Annotated in this window: 16 protein-coding genes; 9 read left to right on the forward strand and 7 right to left on the reverse strand. The window is 65.9% G+C overall.

Annotated features, from left to right (window positions below):
* The first annotated feature begins 1 nt into the window (after position 1).
* From WK25_RS22410 to WK25_RS22420, 3 genes are all read left to right on the forward strand, one after another.
* Positions 2-496 carry a CvpA family protein gene (locus WK25_RS22410; protein WP_040139431.1) on the forward strand — a complete coding sequence of 165 codons (495 nt, stop codon included), beginning with the start codon at positions 2-4 and terminating at the stop codon, positions 494-496.
* A gap of 51 nt (positions 497-547) precedes the next feature.
* A complete protein-coding gene (gene purF, locus WK25_RS22415; RefSeq protein WP_040139432.1) occupies positions 548-2080 on the forward strand; it encodes an amidophosphoribosyltransferase in 1533 nt (510 codons plus the stop codon).
* A gap of 258 nt (positions 2081-2338) precedes the next feature.
* On the forward strand, positions 2339-3529 hold the full coding sequence (locus tag WK25_RS22420) for an O-succinylhomoserine sulfhydrylase (RefSeq protein ID WP_069243497.1): 1191 nt from the start codon (positions 2339-2341) through the stop codon (positions 3527-3529).
* 100 nt (positions 3530-3629) lie between these two features.
* Here the strand turns inward: WK25_RS22420 and WK25_RS22425 are convergent, their stop codons facing one another.
* From WK25_RS22425 to WK25_RS22435, 3 genes are read right to left on the reverse strand one after another with little or no spacing between them, the layout of a single operon-like run.
* Positions 3630-4583 carry an NAD-dependent epimerase/dehydratase family protein gene (locus WK25_RS22425; protein WP_069242769.1) on the reverse strand — a complete coding sequence of 318 codons (954 nt, stop codon included), beginning with the start codon at positions 4581-4583 and terminating at the stop codon, positions 3630-3632.
* The gene (gene gmd / locus WK25_RS22430; RefSeq protein WP_040139434.1) at positions 4570-5616 is read right to left on the reverse strand and encodes a GDP-mannose 4,6-dehydratase; all 1047 of its coding nucleotides are present in this window, start codon (positions 5614-5616) and stop codon (positions 4570-4572) included. Before gmd ends, WK25_RS22425 begins: the two co-directional genes overlap by 14 nt.
* Before the next feature lie 34 nt (positions 5617-5650).
* Positions 5651-6724: an acyltransferase family protein gene (locus tag WK25_RS22435; RefSeq protein WP_040139435.1), complete on the reverse strand. Its 1074-nt coding sequence runs from the start codon at positions 6722-6724 to the stop codon at positions 5651-5653.
* 494 nt (positions 6725-7218) lie between these two features.
* On the opposite strand from WK25_RS22435, the gene WK25_RS22440 reads away from it, so the two are divergent.
* The 3 genes from WK25_RS22440 (at position 7219) to WK25_RS22450 (ending at position 13457) form a co-directional block, all read left to right on the forward strand.
* Positions 7219-9408: a hypothetical protein gene (locus WK25_RS22440; protein ID WP_069242770.1), complete on the forward strand. Its 2190-nt coding sequence runs from the start codon at positions 7219-7221 to the stop codon at positions 9406-9408.
* A 120-nt stretch (positions 9409-9528) separates the two neighbouring features.
* Entirely contained in the window at positions 9529-10995 is a 1467-nt protein-coding gene (locus WK25_RS22445) for a flippase (protein ID WP_059546465.1), read from the forward strand.
* Positions 10992-13457 (forward strand): glycosyltransferase family 4 protein, encoded by a 2466-nt coding sequence (locus WK25_RS22450; protein WP_069242771.1) that lies wholly within the window; start codon positions 10992-10994, stop codon positions 13455-13457. Before WK25_RS22445 ends, WK25_RS22450 begins: the two co-directional genes overlap by 4 nt.
* Before the next feature lie 374 nt (positions 13458-13831).
* On the opposite strand, the gene WK25_RS22455 is transcribed toward WK25_RS22450, so the two are convergent.
* On the reverse strand, positions 13832-15007 hold the full coding sequence (locus WK25_RS22455) for an acyltransferase family protein (RefSeq protein WP_059546468.1): 1176 nt from the start codon (positions 15005-15007) through the stop codon (positions 13832-13834).
* Positions 15008-15215: 208 nt separating this feature from the next.
* Between WK25_RS22455 and WK25_RS31820 the strand changes: the two genes are divergently transcribed.
* Positions 15216-15359 carry a hypothetical protein gene (locus WK25_RS31820; RefSeq protein ID WP_167432665.1) on the forward strand — a complete coding sequence of 48 codons (144 nt, stop codon included), beginning with the start codon at positions 15216-15218 and terminating at the stop codon, positions 15357-15359.
* 229 nt (positions 15360-15588) lie between these two features.
* The gene (galU, locus tag WK25_RS22460) at positions 15589-16476 is read left to right on the forward strand and encodes a UTP--glucose-1-phosphate uridylyltransferase GalU (RefSeq protein ID WP_040139440.1); all 888 of its coding nucleotides are present in this window, start codon (positions 15589-15591) and stop codon (positions 16474-16476) included.
* A gap of 525 nt (positions 16477-17001) precedes the next feature.
* On the opposite strand, the gene WK25_RS22465 is transcribed toward galU, so the two are convergent.
* A complete protein-coding gene (locus WK25_RS22465; RefSeq protein WP_069242772.1) occupies positions 17002-18120 on the reverse strand; it encodes an acyltransferase family protein in 1119 nt (372 codons plus the stop codon).
* A 268-nt stretch (positions 18121-18388) separates the two neighbouring features.
* Between WK25_RS22465 and WK25_RS22470 the strand changes: the two genes are divergently transcribed.
* On the forward strand, positions 18389-18838 hold the full coding sequence (locus WK25_RS22470) for an HU family DNA-binding protein (protein ID WP_006492882.1): 450 nt from the start codon (positions 18389-18391) through the stop codon (positions 18836-18838).
* Positions 18839-19847: 1009 nt separating this feature from the next.
* On the opposite strand, the gene WK25_RS22480 is transcribed toward WK25_RS22470, so the two are convergent.
* Entirely contained in the window at positions 19848-20321 is a 474-nt protein-coding gene (locus WK25_RS22480) for a VOC family protein (RefSeq protein WP_069242774.1), read from the reverse strand.
* A 13-nt stretch (positions 20322-20334) separates the two neighbouring features.
* Entirely contained in the window at positions 20335-20823 is a 489-nt protein-coding gene (locus tag WK25_RS22485; protein ID WP_069242775.1) for a hypothetical protein, read from the reverse strand.
* Positions 20824-20827: the final 4 nt, after the last annotated feature.

Raw genomic sequence — 20827 nt, forward strand, 5'->3', positions numbered from 1 at the left:
GATGCTGACGGCTTTCGACTACGCTGTATTGGCGGTAATCGCGTTGTCTGCGCTGCGTGGCGCATGGCGCGGTTTCGTCTCGGAGATTTTCGGGCTGATCGGCTGGATCGCGGCGGTCGTGATCGCGGGCCGCTATGTCGGACTGGTGGTGCCGTACATCCCGGCGAACTGGCCGGGCGGCGCGCTGACACAGTGGGTGCTCGCGTTCGCGCTGATCGTAATCGGCGTCGTGTTCGTCGCGGGCGTCGCGAACGCGCTGTTGTCGCGGATCGCGCAGGCGACGGGCCTCGGCGGAGTCGATCGCTCGCTGGGCATGATGTTCGGGCTGGTCCGCGGCTGCGTGCTGGTGGTGCTGCTGGTCGCGGCGGCCGGGCTGACCGAGTTGCCCAAACAGGATTTCTGGCGCAATGCGCTATTGCGTCCTATCGCCGAACAGGGCGTGCACGAGCTGAAGCAGCTCCTGCCCGACGGCATGGCCCAGTACGTACGCGTGTGACGACGCGGCCGGGCAGGACCGAACCGATTTTGTCATCTTGAAGGACATGCCATGTGCGGCATCGTAGGCGTTATCTCCCAATCCCCGGTCAATCAGCTGATCTATGACAGCCTGCTGCTGCTGCAGCATCGCGGTCAGGACGCAGCGGGCATCGCGACGGCGGACGGCAGCAATTTCCACATGTACAAGGCGAACGGCATGGTGCGCGACGTGTTCCGCACGCGCAACATGCGCAGCCTGCCCGGTACCTTCGGCATCGGCCAGGTCCGCTATCCGACGGCCGGCTCGGCGTCGAGCGAAGCCGAAGCGCAGCCGTTCTACGTGAACGCGCCGTTCGGGATCATCCTCGCGCACAACGGCAACCTGACGAACTGGGAACAGCTGAAAGACGAGATGTTCCGGATCGACCGCCGGCACATCAACACCAATTCCGACAGCGAAGTGCTGCTCAACGTGTTCGCGCACGAGCTGCAGCTGTCGACCACCGGCCTCGAACTCGACCCGGCCGCCGTGTTCAAGGCGGTGGCGGGCGTGCATCGCCGCCTCCAGGGCTCGTACGCGATCGTGTCGCTGATTGCCGGCTACGGCCTGCTCGCGTTCCGCGATCCGTTCGGCATTCGCCCCCTTTGCATCGGCAAGCTCGAAACCGAACACGGCACCGAGTGGATGGTCGCGTCGGAGTCGGTGGCCGTCGAAGGCATCGGCTTCGAATTCGTGCGCGACGTGCAGCCGGGCGAAGCGATCTTCATCGACAAGGCCGGCAATTTCCACAGCCAGCAGTGCGCGGAAAACCCGACGCTGAATCCGTGCATGTTCGAATACGTGTATCTCGCGCGTCCGGACTCGTGCCTCGACGGCGTGCCGGTCTACAACGTGCGCCTGCGCATGGGCGACTACCTCGCCGAGAAGATCAAGCGCGAGCTGCCGAACGTGCCGATCGACGTCGTGATGCCGATCCCCGATTCGTCGCGTCCGGCTGCGATGCAGGTGGCCGCGAAGCTCGGCGTCGAGTATCGCGAAGGCTTCTTCAAGAACCGCTACGTCGGCCGCACGTTCATCATGCCGGGCCAGGCGGTGCGCAAGAAATCGGTGCGCCAGAAGCTCAATGCGATGAGCATCGAATTCAAGGACAAGCACGTGCTGATCGTCGACGACTCGATCGTGCGCGGCACGACCTCGCACGAGATCGTGCAGATGGCGCGCGATGCAGGCGCGAAGTCGGTGATCTTCGCGTCGGCGGCGCCGCCCGTGAAATTCCCGAACGTGTACGGCATCGACATGCCGACGCGTGGAGAACTGGTCGCGCACGGCCGCACGGACGAGGAAGTCGCGAAGATCATCGGCGCCGATCACCTGATCTATCAGGACGTCGACGATCTGCGCCGCGCGGTGCGCGACATCAATCCGAAGCTCGAACGCTTCGAGGCGTCGTGCTTCGACGGCGACTACATCACCGGCGCGGTGACGCCCGAATACCTCGATTCGATCGAGCGCGCGCGCCTCGCGCCGGCATCGCAGGCCGATCGCGATACGGCGAGCGACACTGCGCGTTCGCAGATGAACCTGCAACTGTCGGTTGAATGATGCCGGCGCACGCTTCCGACGAAGCGTGATAGGATGTCGCCTTGCGTCGATTTGATTCAGCTTGCGGACGCGGGGCGACTTCCCAAAACAGCTAAAGCGAAGGCCGGCGGCAGCCGGCCCGAGTCGATCGCTGTCGTACCGCACCGAAGCCCGCTGATGCCGACGCATAGCGGGCTTTTTGTTTTGGCCTGACTTTGTGGCTGGGTGCGCGCCCGTTGGATGATCGCCGGCGCGGCCCTCGAATACGGAAAACGGAACATGGACGACTCCCTCAACTTCGACACGCTCGCCGTGCGCGCGGGCACGCAGCGCAGCGACTACAACGAGCACTCGGAAGCGCTGTTCCTCACGTCGAGCTTTTGCTTCACGAGCGCGGCGGAGGCGGCTGAACGCTTCGCGAATTCGGAAGACTATTTCACCTATTCGCGCTTCACGAACCCGACCGTCACCATGTTCCAGGATCGTCTCGCCGCGCTCGAAGGCGGCGAGGCCTGCATCGCGACGGCGTCGGGCATGGCCGCGATCATGTCGGTCGTGATGTCCGCGCTGCAGGCGGGAGATCATCTCGTCAGCTCGCGCAGCCTGTTCGGGTCGACGCTCGGAATGTTCTCGCAGATCTTCAGCAAGTTCGGGATCACGACGACGTTCGTCGATCCGACCGACCTGAACGCATGGCAGGAAGCGGTGCGGCCCGAGACGAAGATGTTCTTTCTCGAAACGCCGTCGAACCCGCTCACCGAACTCGCCGACATCGAAGCGATCGGCAAGATCGCGAAGGCCGCGAACGCGCTGTTCGTCGTCGACAACTGTTTTTGCAGCCCGGTGCTGCAGCAGCCGTTGAAGCTCGGTGCGGACGTCGTCATGCATTCGGCGACGAAGTTCCTCGACGGGCAGGGCCGCGTGCTCGGCGGCGCACTGGTCGGCTCGAAGGAGTTCATCATGGGCAAGGTTTTCCCGTTCGTGCGCAGCGCGGGCCCGACGCTGTCGGCGTTCAATGCATGGGTGCTGCTGAAGGGGATGGAGACGCTGTCGCTGCGTGTCGAGAAGCAGTCGGCGAACGCACTCGAAATCGCGCGCTGGCTCGATGCGCATCCGGCGGTTGCGCGCGTGTTCTATCCGGGGCTCGAATCGCACCCGCAGCACGCGCTCGCGAAGCGTCAGCAGAAGGCGGGCGGCGCAATCGTGTCGTTCGAGCTGAAGGGCGATACGCCGGAACAGCAGCGCGCGAACGCATGGCGCGTGATCGACAGCACGAAGCTGATTTCCATCACCGGCAACCTCGGCGACACGCGCACGACGATCACGCATCCGGCGACGACCACGCATGGTCGGATCACGCCCGAAGCGCGCGCGGCCGCGGGTATCACCGAAGGGCTGATTCGCCTCGCGGTCGGCCTTGAAGACGCGGGCGACCTGCGCAACGATCTCGCGCGCGGCCTGGCCGGCTGAGCGCGCTGCACCTTTTTCGGCGCCGACATGACAACGGGCCGCTCGACATCGAGCGGCCCGTTTCTTTTTGGCGGGTGCGGAACGTGCCGCGTCGCGGGAATCAGCGGGCCTGCGCGCTGCGCACTGCGTCCATCATCCAGCGCAGCGTGTCGTCGAGCGGCGTCACCGGCAACTCGCCCACCACGCGTCGCAGCTTGTCGCGCGAGCCGGACAGGCTCTTCACTTCGTTGTGCCGCACGAATCGCGGATCGATCGTCACGTCGATCACATAGCCGGCGATCCGCGCCAGCATCGCCAGCACCTCCTTCAGCGAATACGCACGCTCCGAGCAGACGTTGAACGTCTCGCCGGCCGGCGCGGCTTCGAGCAGCTTCAGATATACGTTCGTCACGTCGCGCACGTCGGAGAAATCGCGGCTCACGTCGAGGTTGCCGAGCGAAATGCGCGGCGCGTTGCGTGCGTAATGCGACACGAGCTTCGGCAGCAGAAACGCGTCGTCCTGGCCGACGCCCGTGTAGTTGAATGGCCGCGCGATCACGATCGGCAAGCGCTCGGCCCACAGCTTCGCCGCATACTCCATCGCGAGCTTGCTGACCGCGTAGTCGTTCGCCGGCGCGGGCGGCACCGTTTCGTCGAGCACGCCGCCCGTCGAATTGCCGTAGACGTTCGCGCTGCTCGCGAGCAACACCGCCGACGGGCGGCTGTCGAGGCCCGCCAGCGCGGCCAACAGGTTGCGCGTGCCAACGATGTTGACCGCGTACGTTTGCGACGGTTCGTCCTGCGCGACGTGCGCCCGCGCGGCAAGATGCACGACTGCATCGGGCCGCGCATCGGCCGCTGCCGCACGCACGGCCTCCGCATCGAGCAGGTCGGCCGGCAGCAGCGTGCAGTTCGCGAACGCCGGATCGTCGGGGCGAGCCGCACCGGGCGCGACGGTGCCCCACACGTCGTAGCCGGCCGCCTCGAGCCGCTGCGCCATGTAGCGGCCGGTGAAGCCCGTCACGCCGGTAACGAACGCCCGGCGCGACGGTCGGCCGGCTTCAGTACGTGTCATGGTGACGATTCCGCGTCAGATCGGCTTCGACCATCATCTGGCAAAGCTGTTCGAGCGTCGTCTCCGGCGCCCAGCCGAGCTTCGACTTTGCCTTGTCCGCGCAGCCGATCAGCAGGTCGACTTCCGCAGGGCGATAGAACTTCGGATTCACTTCGACGAGCACATTGCCATTGGATGCGTCGATGCCGCGTTCCTGCTCGCCCTTGCCGGTCCATTCGATCTGGTAGCCGGCCGCAGCGAATGCCATCCGCACGAAGTCGCGTACCGTCTCGGTGCGGTTGGTCGCGAGCACGTAGGTGTCCGGCTCGTCGGCCTGCAGCATCCGCCACATCCCTTCGACGTATTCGAGCGCGAAGCCCCAGTCGCGCTTGGCGTCGAGGTTCCCGAGCTCGAGCTTGGTCGCCTTGCCGAGCTTGATCTTCGCGACGGTGTCGGTGATCTTGCGCGTGACGAACTCGCGTCCGCGCAGCGGCGATTCATGGTTGAACAGGATGCCGCTGCAGCCGAACAGGTCGTAGGACTCCCGATAATTCACGGTCATCCAGTGCGCGTACAGCTTCGCCACGCCATACGGGCTGCGCGGGTAGAACGCGGTCGTTTCGGTCTGCGGAATCGCCTGCACCTTGCCGAACATCTCGGACGTCGACGCCTGATAGAACCGCGTCTTCGGGCTGACCACGCGAATCGCCTCGAGCAGGTTCAGCGGGCCGATGCCAGTCACTTCGGCGGTCGTTGCCGGCTGGTCGAACGATACGCCGACGAAGCTCTGCGCGGCCAGGTTGTACAGCTCGTCCGGCTGCGTGCGTTCGAGCAGCCGCAGGCTGGAGCCGGCATCCGTCAGGTCATGCTCGACGAGCGACAGGTTCGGGTGCGTATCGACGCCGAGTTCGGCGATGCGCCAGAAGTTCACCGAGCTGGTGCGGCGGTACGTGCCGGTGACCTCGTAGCCCTTGTCGAGCAGCAGCTTGGTCAGGTAGGCGCCGTCCTGCCCCGTGATCCCCGTGATGATGGCCTTCTTGCGATTTTGGCTCATGGCAATGTCCTGTCGAAACGATGGATTGAGAAAGTCAGGCGGTCGTGCGTGCGGCGGCGGGCATTGCGCCGCGGGCGGGGCCGCGCGTCAGGCGTCGCTCGAAGCCGTACCAGCACGCGGTCGCGTATACGAGCGTGATGGCGAGCGCGAGCGCGGCCGTGACGAAGCGGTTCAGATGCAGCGGCCACAGCGCATACAGCACGCTCAGATGAATCAGGTAGACGGTGTAGCTGACGGTGCCGACGTAGACGAGCAACGGGTTCGTCAGCACGCGCTGCACGAGACCGCGTCCGCGCAGCGCGATCACGACGATCGACGTGCAGAGCAGCAGCGAAATGCTGTAGAGCGCGGCATTCGACAGCGGCGTGTTCGCCGCGCGAAAGCGCGGGAACGACAGGTGCAGCCAGCCGAGGATCGCGAGCGACACCAGCGCGCCGGCGATCGCGAGCGGATAGAACGGCTCGAGCGCGCGCCGGTCGCGGCGCAGCACGATCGCGAGCAGCGCGCCGGCGGCAAGCAGGTCCATCCGGAACGGCGTCAGGTAGTAGATCGGCCAGAACGAGTCGAACCACGGCGTCGCGATCGCGCGCAGCACCGGCGCGGCGACGATGAGCGCGGCGGCGATCCACAGCAGCGCGCGTTCGGAGCACCACAGCACGACGAACGGCCAGAAGATGTAGAACTGCTCCTCGACGGCGAGCGACCACAGCACGTTCAGGCTGTCATGGCCGATGCTGCCGAGCGACAGCCCGATGTTGGTCGAGAAGAACGCGAACCACGGCCAGTGCGGCAGCCAGCTTGCGCCGAACAGCAGCGTCGACACGACGAGCAGCAGCACGTACGGCGGGAGGATCCGGCGCACGCGACGTGCGTAGAAGTGGCTGAAGTACGACTGACCGCGCGCCTTCCGGTCGAGCAGGATGCCGGTAATCAGCAGCCCGCTCAGCACGAAGAACAGGTCGACGCCCATCCACAGCGGCGCCTTCAGCGCGTGCTGCAGGAACACGGCGCCCACCGCGATAGCGCGCAGCCCGTCGAGTTGCACGATGCGTCCATGTTGGCCGTGCGAGGACACGGCGACGTCGGCGGTGCGCGGGATGCCCGTCATCGCGCCGCTCCTTCGCGATGCGCGGCACGTGCCGTCGCGCGCCGCCCATCCGATGCGTGAACGTAATGCATGCGTTTAAAAGAAATATGGAATCGAAATCGATTCTAGGGAAAAGAAATCGGCAAAAAAACGCGTGTCATTTATCCGAATGAAAACGTTCGGATGACGACGGTTGCCATCGCCGCGTGAAAGGTTTGCAGGCTGCGCGGCCCGGCGGGCGGGGTGATGCGGCATTTTCTACGGAGTGGCGTGCGAAAGCCGGTCGATATTGCCGTTTTGCCGCATCCGAATCCGGTGGGTCCGGCGCAATATTTCAGGCGGAAACATCCCCAAATATTTCCAAATTTCTTGTGATTATTTTTGCTTGTAACCTGCATCGCGACGTTTGAAACCCATTTAGAGCGACAGGTCATGCGCGGCAACCGGCACGCCGCGTGGCCGTCGCTTTTGCATCGAATCTGGAGAGCGCATTGCGACGTCTGATTCTGGTTGGGATGACGGTATGCGCGGTGCTGTCTGCGAGCGCCGCCGCTGAAACCGTGTTGCCCGCGACCACGTCGTGGATCGGCAACACGTTCGGCTATGGCGACGGCAGCTGGACGCAGATCGACATTCGCGCGATCGCGGTCACGCCGGACGGCAAGGTGTATACGAATGCGCCGTGGGACGAGAGCGGCGCCGAGGCGAGCGTCTACCACGACGGGAAAATGCTCGGCTTCGCCGGCGGCACGCACGGCTGGGGCAACCTCGGCGGCAACGCGGTCGCGGTGAACAGCAAATATGCGTACGTCGCGATCGGCGTCGGCAACGAGCGCGGCCATCTGCAGGCGCCCGGCATTTGGCCGGACAAGGGCAAGCAGTGGTTCGGCATCTCGCGCCGCACGATCGCGGACATGAAGCAGCCGGCGCCGTTTCGCGCGGCGCCGCAGGTCGCGCCGGGCGGGCGCGCCGATGCCGGCCGAGCGCGAATGGCCGCGAGTTTCATGATGGTCAACGAAGTGCCGGCGCCGGCGCGCTCTGAAGTGGGCGAAGCCAAGGCCGAAGTGGGCGGTCTCGCGGCCGACGACAAGACGCTGTTCGCGACGAACCCGTCGCATGATGCGGTCGACGTATTCGACGCCGAGACGATGCAGAAGAAGGGCACGTGGAGTGCGCACGAGCCGGGCCGCATTGCGCTCGCCGCCGACGGCACGCTGTGGCTGCTGACCGATACGCTCGGCGGGCCCGCGCATCTCGTGCACGTGCGCGCGGACGGCCGCAAGCTCGACGACGCGCCCGCGCTGCCCGAAGGCACCGACGCGGTGGACGTGGCAGTCGATGCGAAAGGGCGCGTGCTGGTCGCCGACAACGGCCCGCGCCAGCAGATCCTGATCTTCTCGAAGGGTGCCAACGGCTATGCGCCGTCCGGCACGCTCGGCGAGCGCGGCGGCATCTTCGCGGGCCCGGTGCCGGGCCGCCCGGGGCCGCAGCGCTTCAATGGACTGACGGGCGTGGGCGTCGATCGCGCGGGCAACGTCTATGTATCGATGAACGGCATCGGCCCCCGTCACGACACGATCGGCGCGGGGCTCGGCGCGGTGCTCGAAAGCTACACGCCGGACGGCAAGCTCCGCTGGCAGGTGCAGGGGCTGTTGTTCGTCGACGGCGCGTGGCTCGATCCCGCGCGGCCGAACAGCGTGTACACGGGCAACAAGCGCTTCGAGCTCGACCTGTCGAAGCCGCCCGGCCGGGACTGGAAATACGCAGGGTTCCTGTCGAACCGCTTCAAGTATCCGGACGATCCCGTGTTCCATACGGACCAGTATCCGGGCATGCCGTTCGCGCGGCGCGTCGACGGCCGCACGTTCCTGTATCTGACCGACATGTACGCCGATCACCTGAAGATTTATCGCTTCGACGCGAAGCGCGACGGCGAGATCGCGATTCCGTCGGGCCTGATCGCGGGGCGCGCGCGGCCGGTCGACAAGGTGCCGAACAAACCGCCGGGCGGCGACTGGATCTGGCGCGACACGAACGGCAACGGCCGGCTCGATGCCGACGAGTTCACGACCAATACGACGGGCAAGGCGAAAGCGGGTGGCTGGGGCTGGTGGGTCGACACGAAGGGCGACATCTGGCGCACGAGCGACGTGCGCGGCATTCACCGCTTCGCCTACGGCGGGCTCGACAAGGCCGGCAATCCGATCTACTCGTACGACAAGGTCACGACCTATCCGATGCCGCAGCCGTTCACGCAGCTGCGCCGCGCGATCTACGAGCCGCAGACGGACACCCTGTACGTGACCGGCTATACGGCCGATGCGCCGCCGCAGCCGGGCATCAACAAGGAAGTCGGCCGCGTGCTGGTGCGTTTCGACAAGTGGTCGAGCGGCTCGCCGGTGGTGCGCTACCAGATCGCGCTGCCGTGGCAGCTCGACGCGAAGCCGATTCTCGACCTGATCGGAATCACGGTCGAGGGGCGCTACATCTTTACCGTCGAGCCGGTCGGCAAGATTCATGTGTACGACAAGGAAACCGGCAAGGAAGTCGGCGTGATGAGTCCCGGTGCGGAAGTCGGCAAGGCGTCGGGCTGGGTCGACGTACCGTTCGGCATCAGCGCGTTCCGGCGCGAGAACGGCGAATACCTGGTGTTCGTCGAGGAAGACGCGCGCGGCAAGGTACTGATGTATCGCTGGAAGCCGTGACGGACGGCGCACCGTCGTCGCCGTCATCGGCCCGTTCCGGTTAATGGCAGCCGGCCTCACGAAGTGTTTTTAATGGCGCGAACGTGCGTTATCGGCGCGAACAGGCCCATGGGCTCAAGCATGGACAAAGGCATACTCAAGAACGTTTCGATCAACTTCATCGGGCTGATCCTGCCGACCTTCGTGTCGCTGGTGACGGTGCCCGCGTATATCCATGCGCTCGGTGTCGAACGCTACGGCGTCGTCAGCCTCGTATGGACGCTGATCGGCTATTTCGGGATCCTCGATCTCGGGATGAGCATGGCCGCGCAGAACCACATCTCGAAAGCGCTGGCCAGCGGCGACGCGGACGAAAGCGCGCGCGTGTTCTGGAGCGCGTTCTGGCTGAACCTCGGCACCGGCGTCGCCGGCGGCCTGCTGATCTATTTCGGCGCGTTCGTCTACACCGCGTATTTCACGAAGGTGTCGGCGGCGATGCAGCACGAGGTGTATCTCGCGCTGCCGTGGCTCGCGCTCGCGATTCCGCTCGCGAACGTGTCGTGGGTGTTCGCCGGCGCCATCAACGGCGCCGAGCGGTTCGGCGTGTTCAACACGAACCAGACGATCGGCACGTTCCTGTTCCAGTTGCTGCCGCTCGGCGCCGCGTGGTGGATCGCGCCGAACCTGCAGACGGTGTTGGCCGCCGCGGTCGTCGCGAGGCTGATCGCGGCGGTGATGCTCGGTCACGCGAGCATCAAGGTGCTCGGGATCCGGCGCATCGACCCGCCGCAGTGGGGCACCGCAAAGGGGCTGTTCAATTTCGGCGGCTGGATGCTGATCGCGAGCACGACCAGCATGATCGCGGACACGCTCGACCGCGTGATGCTCGGCGCCGGCATGGGCGCGAAATTCGTCACGTACTACACGGTGCCGCAGAACCTCGTTACGCGCCTGAACATGTTGCCGAACGCGCTGGTGCGCACGCTGTTCCCGCGGCTGTCGGCGGTCGGCCGCGACCACGCCGATACGCTCGCGCGCCAGTCGCTCGAATTCCTGAACGGCGTGTTCACACCGGTCGGCATCGTCGCGATCTTCGCGCTCGCGCCGTTCCTCACGCTGTGGGTCGGCGCCGATCTCGCCGCGCATTCGGCGCCGGTCGGCCGCGTGCTGGTGATCAGCGTGTGGCTCGTCGGTCAGGCGAGCGTCACGCGGATCCTGATCCAGTCGCAGGTCAACCCGGCACGCGCCGCATTCGCCGGCCTCGTCGAGATGCCGTTTTTCGTCGGCGGCCTGTGGCTCGGCATTCATCACTTCGGCCTGATCGGCGCGGCGGTGGTCGTCGCGGCGCGCGCGCTCGTCGACTACGGCGTGCTGCTGTACCTGTCGGCGATCCGGATGCGCGCGATCGTGCTCGACATGCTCGCGCATCTCGCCTTCCTGCTCGCGAGCCTGTTGCTCGCGCAAGCGTGGCCGGGGCTCGGCGAGTCGATCGGGCTCTGCGCGATCGTGCTGGTGCTGAACCTTGCGTGGTCGTTCACGATGACGCCGGCACTGCGCGCGCTCGTGCGCGACCTGTTCGTCCGTCTCAATGCGAGGAAAACCATATGAATCGCGATCTGGCGGAACACGCCATCCTGAACGTCGCCACGGCCGATGCCGCCGCGGCCGACGCCGGCGGCGCCACCGCGCTGCGCCGTGCCGAACCGGCCGGGCACGCGGGCGTGCGCGGTGCGTCGCGCCCGGTGCGCGTGGCGATCGTCCACGACTGGCTCGTTACCTATGCCGGCGCCGAGCGCGTGCTCGAACAGATCGTCGCGTGCTTTCCCGACGCGGACCTGTTCAGCCTCGTCGATTTTCTCGACGACCGCGCGTTCGTGCGCGGCAAGCCGGTGACGACGTCGTTCATCCAGAAGCTGCCGTTCGCGCGCACCAAGTACCGCAGCTACCTGCCGCTGATGCCGCTCGCGATCGAGCAGCTGGACGTGTCCGGCTACGACCTCGTGATCTCCAGCAGCCATGCGGTTGCGAAGGGCGTGCTGACGGGACCGGACCAGGTGCACATCAGCTACGTGCATTCGCCGATCCGCTATGCGTGGGACCTGCAGCACCAGTATCTGGAACAGTCGAACCTCACGCACGGGCCGAAGTCGCTGCTCGCGCGGATGATTCTTCACTACATCCGCAACTGGGACACGCGCACCGCGAACGCCGTGGACGGCTTCGTCGCAAACTCGGAGTTCATCGCGCGGCGCATCCGCAAGGTGTATCACCGCGATGCGGCGGTGATCTTCCCCCCGGTCGACGTCGACGCGTTCTCGCTGAACGAGGTGAAGGACGACTTCTACCTCACTGCGTCGCGGATGGTGCCGTACAAGAAGATCGACCTGATCGTCGAAGCGTTCTCGCGCACGCCGGAGCGCAAGCTCGTCGTGATCGGCGACGGCCCCGAGATGCAGAAGATCCGCGCAAAGGCCGGCCCGAACGTCGAGATCATGGGTTACCAGCCGTTCGCGGTGCTGCACGACCGGATGCGGCGCGCGAAGGCGTTCGTGTTCGCTGCCGAAGAAGACTTCGGGATCTCGGTGGTCGAGGCGCAGGCGTGCGGCACGCCGGTGATCGCATACGGAAAGGGCGGTGCGCTCGAGACCGTGCTGGAACCGCGCGCGCACGCGCATCCGACCGGGCTGTTCTTCGACGAGCAGGCGCCGCACGCGATCGTCGCGGCGCTCGACGAGTTCGAGCGCGCGCCGCAGCGCTTCACGCCGCACGCGTGCCGTGCGAACGCGGAGCGCTTCTCCGCCGACACGTTCCGGCGACGCTTTCTCGACTACGTGGAAGCCGCGTTGCCCGGCTCGACCGCGCAGCGCGGCACGGCCGCTGCGCCGCTGCCTGCCCCCCGCGGACCGGCGACGCTCGTGCTCGACCAGAGCGGCGTGCTGGGCGGCGCGGAGCTGTCGCTGCTGGAAATCATGAAGCACATGCGCGCGAACGCGGACGTGCTGCTGTTCGACGACGGGCCGTTCCGTGCGGCGCTCGACGAGATCGGCGCGCGCGTCGACGTGCTCGACCAGGGCGCGCTCGCGGGCGTGCGCAAGCAAGGTGGCGTGTCGGCCGGCGCGTTGAAGCAGCTGGTCGCACTGGTGCGCAACGTCGCACGGCGCGCGCGCCGTGCCGAGGTGATCTACGCGAACACGCAGCGCGCGATGGTGGTCGCGGCGCTGGCCGGACGGCTCGCGCGCAAGCCGGTGGTCTGGCATCTGCGCGACATCGTCAGCGGCGAGCATTTCGGCCGCAAGCAACTGACCGCGATCAAGTACTGTGCGCGGTTCGGCGTTACGCGCGTGATCGCCAACTCGGATGCGTCGGCGCAGGCGTTCCGCGCGCTGACGGGGTTCACGCCGCAGCACGTCGACGTCGTGTTCAACGGGATTTCGGCAGAACCGTTCGATGCGCTCGACGCGGCCAGCCAGGCCGCGCTGCGTGCGCGCTTCGGGCTGCCTGAGCACGCGTGGCTCGTTGGTTCGTTCAGCCGGCTCGCGCACTGGAAGGGGCAGCACCTGCTTCTGGAGGCCGCCGCGCGCGATCCCGACATGCACGTGGTGCTGGTCGGCGCGCCGCTGTTCGGCGAAGACGAATACGCGGCGCAGCTGCACGAGATCGTTGCACGACACGGGATGGATGCGCGCGTGCATTTCCTCGGATTCCAGCGCGACGTGGCAGCGTGCATGAAGGCGGTCGACGTGGTCGCGCATACGTCGATCACGCCGGAGCCGTTCGGGCGCGTGATCGTCGAAGGGATGCTCGCTCGGCGGCCGGTGGTCGCGGCGCGCGCGGGCGGAGTCGTCGAGATCGTCGAAGACGGCGAGAACGGGCTGCTGTGCGAGCCGGGCAACGCGGCCGCGCTGGCCGATGCGCTCGGCCGGCTGAAACACGGCGGCGCGCTGCGCGAGCGGCTCGTCGCAAGCGGGCGCGCGACCGCCGTGCGCCGGTTCGGCACCGAAACCTACGTGGAGCGCGTCGAGAAGATCCTTGCGGATACGGCGAAGGCCGCGAAGGCGAAGAAGCGGTAAGCGGCGGGCTGGGGCGGCGCGCGTCGCGTGTCGCCCGGATCCGCGGAAAACGGGCCCTCATGCGGCGTTGCGCTGCATGAGGGCCTTCGCGTTCGAATCGCGCTACGGGAGTCGCACTCCGGGAGTCGCGCTACGGGAGTCGCACTACGGGAGTCGCACTACGGGAGTCGCACTACGGGAGTCGCACTACGGGAGTCGCACTACGGGAGTCGCGCTACGGGAGTCGCGCTACGGACGGCAGGCGCCCGTCGGCGCGCTGCACGGGCTGCGGTTGCGACGCTGATGCGCGTTCGTCTGCTCACGCAGGTTCCGCACATGAAAAACCCCGAGCAACGTGACACTGCTCGGGGCGCGTCAGAGTCGAAACGGCGTGGTCACGCCGCCTGTTCGGGCGCGGGCGCGACAACGCGCGCGGGCCGCGCCGGCTTGAGGCTGGCCGACCACATCATCGCCGGGCGTTCGAACAGCCGGTAGAACACGTACGCGACCGGAATTGCGACGGCCATGAACGCGAGCGACGGCCAGATCGACAGCTGGAGCTCCGAATGGAACAGCACCGAGCCGAGGCAGACGAACAGCGGCAGATGGACGAGGTACAGCGAGTAGCTGAAGTCGCCGAACCAGCCGAGCACGCGCAACAGCGGCGTCGGCCGGGGCGGGCACGCAAGCGCGCGGTACAGGAAGCACGCGAAGCCGGCCGCCCATAGCTGGAACGCGCCGTATTGACCGAAGTGGAATGCACCGCAACCCGCGGCGAGCAGCACGGCGGCCGCGCCGTACCACGCGCGCGACGGCACGTCGGCCGTGCCGCGCGCGGGCTGCGCGCGCACGTCGGCAATCCACGCGCCGACCGTCCACGACAACCAGTACGACGTGAAGAACTGCAGGTCGTGCCGCTCGAGCAGCCATGCCGACGCGACGTTGACGAGCGCGACGGCCGCGACGATGGCCGGCATGCCGATGCGCCGGCGCAGCGCGAACAACAGCGGATAGATCGCGTAGAACTGCACTTCGAGCGACAACGTCCACAGCGCGCCGTTCGACCCGTACGTGTAACCGGCAACGCCTTGCAGCGAGAACAGGTTCACGAGGAATGCGCTGAGGCCGACGTCGCGGATCTTGTGGCTGACAGGCGCGATCTGCAGGCTGACCGCATCCATCGCGAGCGTGAACAGCAGCGCGGCGAGCAATACCGGATAGATGCGCGCGAAGCGGCGCGCCCAGAAGTTGGGCGCATCGAGCCGGTACGCGGGGTCGGCTGCCAGCTTGAGCGCCGCGTTACGGTGGATGCAGTAGCCGCTGATCACGAAGAAAATCGGCACGCCGGCCGAGCCCCACGCGAACGGAAATGTCAGATAGCCGACGATCACGCTCGGGTCGAGTGCGTGGCCGTAGGCCCGATGAAAGCTCTGCATGCCGACCCACACGACCTGGCGGCAATGAAAATAGGCGACGAGCAGCGCCGCGAACCCGCGCATCGCGTCGATCACGTGTTCCTTGTGGTCGGCGACGGGCGGCGCAGCCGATGACGATCCGCTGAAAGCTTGCATGCGATTCCTTGCGACGGATGAAGGGGATGGTCCAATCGTAATGCGCAAGAATTCGAGCGAATCAATAAAAAAATCGCACGCGGGAATAATGATATTTCAGATGGTGGTTTTATCCGGACGTGAAAGCGGTTTCGCGGGCGCTACAATTATTTGCCGATTTTTTTCTGATAGTTTGAAGCTCCGGTTGATTGATGCAAGGAGCGGCAAGATGGACATGCATTGGATCGCGAGCGCGGCAGTACTGCTGGTCATGGCCGTGCTGTCGGCGTACCGCGAGGCGCTGAAGAACGAGCCGATTCGCCCCGGCGTCGAGCGGGGCGGCGTCCCGTATATCGAGGAATTCGATTCGTAAGCAATTGTATCCGGAGAATCGGTAATTTGTTTCTGCTTCGGCAATGGGTTCGGCAATATCGACCGAATCGGCGGATTATCCTTTATCCGGAAAACATGGGCATTCGGTCCATATCGAAAATGAGCGGAGTGGAATTGGCCGTGCCGCCGATTCTCGATATGCCGTTCGGAAAACAATCGTGCCGCGTCGCTGTGCGACGCGGCGCAGTCAACGCAATCAGGATGCGAACATGTTGAAAGTCACCAAGGCCGTGTTCCCCGTTGCCGGTCTCGGCACGCGGTTCCTCCCGGCAACGAAGGCGAGCCCGAAGGAAATGCTGCCCGTCGTCGACAAGCCACTGATCCAGTACGCGGTCGAGGAAGCGATCAACGCCGGTATCACCGAGATGATCTTCGTGACGGGGCGCAGCAAGCGTGCGATCGAGGATCACTTCGACAAGTCGTACGAGATCGAGGCCGAACTCGAGGCGCGCGGCAAGGAAAAGCTGCTGGAGCTCGTGCGCGGCATCAAGCCGAGCCACGTGAACTGCTTCTACGTGCGCCAGCCGGAAGCGCTCGGTCTCGGTCATGCGGTGCTGTGCGCGGAAAAGCTCGTGCATGGCGAGCCGTTCGCGGTGATTCTCGCCGACGACCTGCTGCACGGCGAGCAGCCGGTGCTCAAGCAGCTCGTCGACGTGTTCGACCACTATCACAGCTCGGTGATCGGGGTCGAGACGATCGCGCGTGAGGACAGCCGTTCGTACGGCGTCGTCGAAGGCCGCGAATGGGAAGAGGACATCATCAAGCTGTCGGGCATCATCGAGAAGCCGGCGCCGGAAGATGCGCCGTCGAATCTTGGCGTGGTCGGCCGCTACGTGTTCATGCCGACGATCTTCGATCATTTGCGTCGGCTCAAGCCGGGCGCGGGCGGCGAGTTGCAGCTGACGGACGCCGTCCAGTCGCTGCTCGCGAACGAACAGGTGCTCGCCTACCGCTATTACGGCACGCGTTTCGATTGCGGCAGCAAGATCGGTTATCTGAAGGCGACCGTCGAGCTCGCGCTCCAGCATCCGGAAGTGAGCCGCGAATTCGAGGCGTACCTGCGTACCTGTCTGCCCGCGCTGGCTGCTGTCGCATAAGCAGCTGCGCTGCTTCGCCGTTTCAGGTGGTGGTTGTTCCGTTGGCCCCGGCCGCTTCGTGCGCCGGGGCTTTTTTGCGTGTGGGCGCAGCCGCTGGCGACGGCTGAAACGTGTCAGCGGGTCTGTCGCGTCGATGCGCGACGGCGGCGGTGGCGGGTCGGATCGAGCCGAACGACGGCGTTCGTGTCGCTTCGTGTGAATCGAGACTGGCTCGCGATCTGGATCGCGATGCGCGACGAGTCGTATCGGGAAGGCCGTGACGATGAAACCGGCGCCGACGTGCAGGTTGCGTGCGACGGGATCGATCGAACGGCGGCGCGATGGCGTCGGTTTTGGCTCGCGGGTCGTCGAATCGCAACGTGCCTCGCCGCCGCCCCGGCGTGTGGCTCGGATGGGAGCGTCGTCTGCCGATACGACGCCCGGTTCGGCACGACGAAATCGCGCGCGCTGCACCGGTCCGGCAAGCGGCGTCGCGTGCGGGGCGCCCGTATTGCGCCCGCGTCGTACGCTTGCCATTGCCGGCGTTCAGTGCGGCGACGTGCTCGGACGAGCGACGAAGTAGCGCGCGAGCATCGCGGCGATCGGCTTCTTGAAGTCGAGGAGACGCTTTTCCAGAAAGCGCCATGACAGGTGGGCCAACCACACGGCGAGCGCGAACTGCAGCAGTTCGGGCAGCGCCGCGCGCACGATCTCCGGCATCGGCACGTGCGCGAACAGCGCGGGCATCTCGCCGAATCGTGCGGGAATCAGGTTGTGGAACAGGTAGAAGCCGTAGCTGATCGTGCCGAGATAGACGAGCGGCCCCCAGTCGAGCAGCGTCACCGCAGGATGGTCCGGCTCGGTGACGATCCACAACATCAGTGCGCCGAGCGATGCGGAGAGCCCGAGGTCGACGAACCCGGTGACCAGATCCGGCAGCGTCTTGAACGCCGGCAGCGCGAGGAAGAACACGACGCCCGCGGCGCCGAGCCACCCTGGCGGAATGCGGCGAACGGCGCCAGGGCCGAGATCGGCGAGCCCCATCGCGCCGATGCCGCCGAGTGCGATCAGTGCGAAATTCCACGGCGAAAACGCGTAGATCAGCACCGGCGACGCGTCGATCGCATAGAGCGCGAGATGCGCGAGCGCGCACAGCAGGACGGCCGCGACGCCGAGCGCGACGTGACGCGCGGCGGGCACCGCGAGCAGCGTGAGCGGCGCAATCAGATAGAACTGCTGCTCAACTGCGAGGCTCCAGAAGTGCGACGTGGAGCCGGGCCAGCCGTCCTTGACGACGCCGATCCAGTAGTTCGACAGGAACGCGGCGTGCCACGCGAGCCCGAGATTGACGCCGCGCTGATAGAACAGCGCGTGCGCGATCGCGAGGGCGGCGAGCAGCAGGTAGTAGACGGGAAAGATGCGCAGCGCACGCTTCGCGAGGAACAGCGCGAGCGCATGGCGGCGCGTCATCGTGCCGCTCTCGATTGCCTGACGGTTACGATGCAGTTCGCCGACGATCAGGAATCCGCTGATGAAGAAAAACGTCCACACGCCGAGCTTGCCCACGTCGACAGCGAGGACGTGGCCCTTGTGGGACAGGAAAACGAGGATGACGGCGATGGCTCGCAGGCCGTCGAGTCCTTTGACGTATCTGACTTCGCGCATGAAGGCATCCGGGGCACTGAGCGAGGTCAGTATAGGTGCGCAAATATCGAACGTAATTCGCGTTCGGGCGCGTTTCGACGTATACGTGAAGGCGTTTTTCGATGCTCGAGCGTCTTCGGAGTCGGTCGCGCGCAACAAAACCTGCGGGAAACCCCGCGAAAACGCATAAAAGTACTCCACGAAGCGCCAAGGCGCTTGTAGAATCCGGCGTTGAAGCGCGCGCGTTGCACGCTTCGTGTATCCAACGACCACACCTGGTAGGAGAAACATGGCGACTTCCGCAAAAAAGGTGGCCAAGAAGGCTGCCGCACCGGCCACCAAGAAAGTGGCTGCCAAAAAGGCTGCGCCCGCGAAGAAAGTAGTGGCCAAGAAGGCTGTCGCGAAGGCAGCACCGGCCGCTCCGACTCCGCTGAAGGACAAGTTCACGAAGGCATCGCTCGCAACGCACATCGCTGAGCGCGCAGCTGTCGAAGTGAAGGCGGTCAAGGCAGTGCTCGCCGCACTCGAGAACGTCGTGCTGGGCTCGGTTCACAAGAAGGGCGCAGGCGAGTTCACGCTGCCGGGTCTGCTGAAGATCACGGCGCAAGTCGTGCCGGCGAAGAAGAAGCGCTTCGGCAAGGATCCGTTCACGGGCGAAGAGCGCTGGTTCCCGGCAAAGCCGGCCAGCGTGCGCGTGAAGGCACGTGCGCTGAAGAAGCTGAAGGACGCAGCGGCGTAATGCCGCGCGTTGGCCGCCGCATGCATGCCGGCGGCCAGCGCGATGTCCGACGATCCCCGTACGCGAACGCGTGCGGGGATTTTTACATGGCAGCGCAACGCGCGAGCTCACGCGGCGCGGTGGCGGCGCGAGGCGCCCCGCATCCGGTGGCGTCAGGTCGTGCCGACAGGTGAGAGGATCGTCGTGTTCATGTTCATGCCGATGCTCGACTCGACAGCGTCGCGTATTGCGCGCATCTCGCGTGGACCTCAGGCGATGTGATGAACGTCGACGCGCAGAGCGCCGACAGCGGACACGCCGAAACGCCGAAACGCCGAAACGCCGACTCGCCGACTCGCCGACTCGCCGTTCGTTGCCGGCGAGGTCTGCGAACAGACGACGGGCTGATGCATGGCGATCAAGCGGCATCTCGGTGCGACGTTTCGAGATTGACCTGCCCGGTTCGCGCTCGTCGGCGGACTGAAACCGCGCGGCGACATCGATCTGCTAGTGACGATGTCTGTACCCCCGCGATGCGGTGCGGCGTGCCCGGATATTCGACGCGTTCGACGTGTCGGCGCCGCCGGCGGTGCGACGCGAACGCGCGCGCTGGAAGTGACCGTCGTCGTGCGTCGCGACGAATGCAACGTAGTGCGCGCGCTCGCACGCATCCGGTACAGCGCCGCGACCGGCAAGATCGCACCGAACCACGTCGTCGCGGCACGGGCGCTCGAGCGCGAGCGCATGCGCGATTCCGCACCGCGCGTCGCATCGGCTGCGCGCTGCGCAGCGACGGCGACGTGCGATCCTGTCCGGCTAACCGGTTGCCGCCTTCGTTCGCGACGCGCGGCAGATCGTCGAAGCGTTCCGGTGGCCGTAGCGGCAAGCCGATGGTTGCTGCGCGCGATTGCGTAACGCGCGATGCAACCCGGCCGATGGCGCTTGCAAACCCGATGCCTGCGTTCGTGCCGCACGCACCTGTTCAGCGGCATGGCGGCCCGTGGAAGGGCAACCTGATACCGCGGCGTCGTCAGCCGCCTGTACCTGCGTATGCTGCCTTCAGCGCGGCGACGTCGAACTTCGTCATCTGCATCATCGCAGCGGCAACGCGCGCCGCCTTGACCTCATCGCGATCGGCCATCATCGGAATGAGCGCTTCCGGAACGATCTGCCATGACACGCCGTAGCGGTCCCGGAGCCAGCCGCAGCCGTCGGCCGTGCCGCCGTTGTCGAGCAGCGCACTCCAGTAGCGGTCCAGTTCCGCCTGGTCGGCGCAACTGACCATCAACGAGATCGCATGGTTGAACGTCTCGGTGCGCGGATGGCTCATCGCGATGAACGGCTGCCCGAACAGCTCGAATTCGACCATCCGCGTGCCGCTGGTGCCGGACACCGCGGTGAGGCGCACGACGCGCGAGTTCGGAAAAATGCCCGCGTAGAACGCCGCGGCTTCTTCGGCTTCCGTGGAGTACCAGAGGAACGGCGTGATCTTCTGAATCGTCATGGAGCGTCTCCTGTCAGGTGTCGGTGATGCGGCACGCTGCGTGCCGCCATCCATACGACGGACGACGGCCGTCGAAATCGACACATCGAAGCATACGCTGTGCGTGTCGGTGCATCGGCGGATCCGTTGACGGCACGCGGGTGTCAGTATGGTGCCGGGCGTGCGCTTTGCTTCCGTGGCCGGGCGGCGCACTGTCGGGCGTGGATGGTTTGAGCCGGAACGTCGCGTCCGGGCGGTAGCGGACCAGGCTTCGCGCGCCGATGCGGTCGTGCTCGGATAAGCGCCTGCGTCGCCACGCACTGGAACGGTTTCGCGGCGTGTCGAACGGCGCGAGCCACCAGCGGCTCGCGCGCCGTTCGCGATCGAGGCGCGCTGCTGCTGCGGGCAGGCGACGTTCGTCGCCCGCACCGCCGCCGGCGACGGACGAAAAAAAAACCAGCCACGGCCGAAACCGGTGACTGGTTTTGCAGTTCGGCGGCATGGCGTCGGAGACGCCATGCATGCCG

This window comes from Burkholderia latens (assembly GCF_001718795.1).
Classification (GTDB): domain Bacteria; phylum Pseudomonadota; class Gammaproteobacteria; order Burkholderiales; family Burkholderiaceae; genus Burkholderia; species Burkholderia latens_A.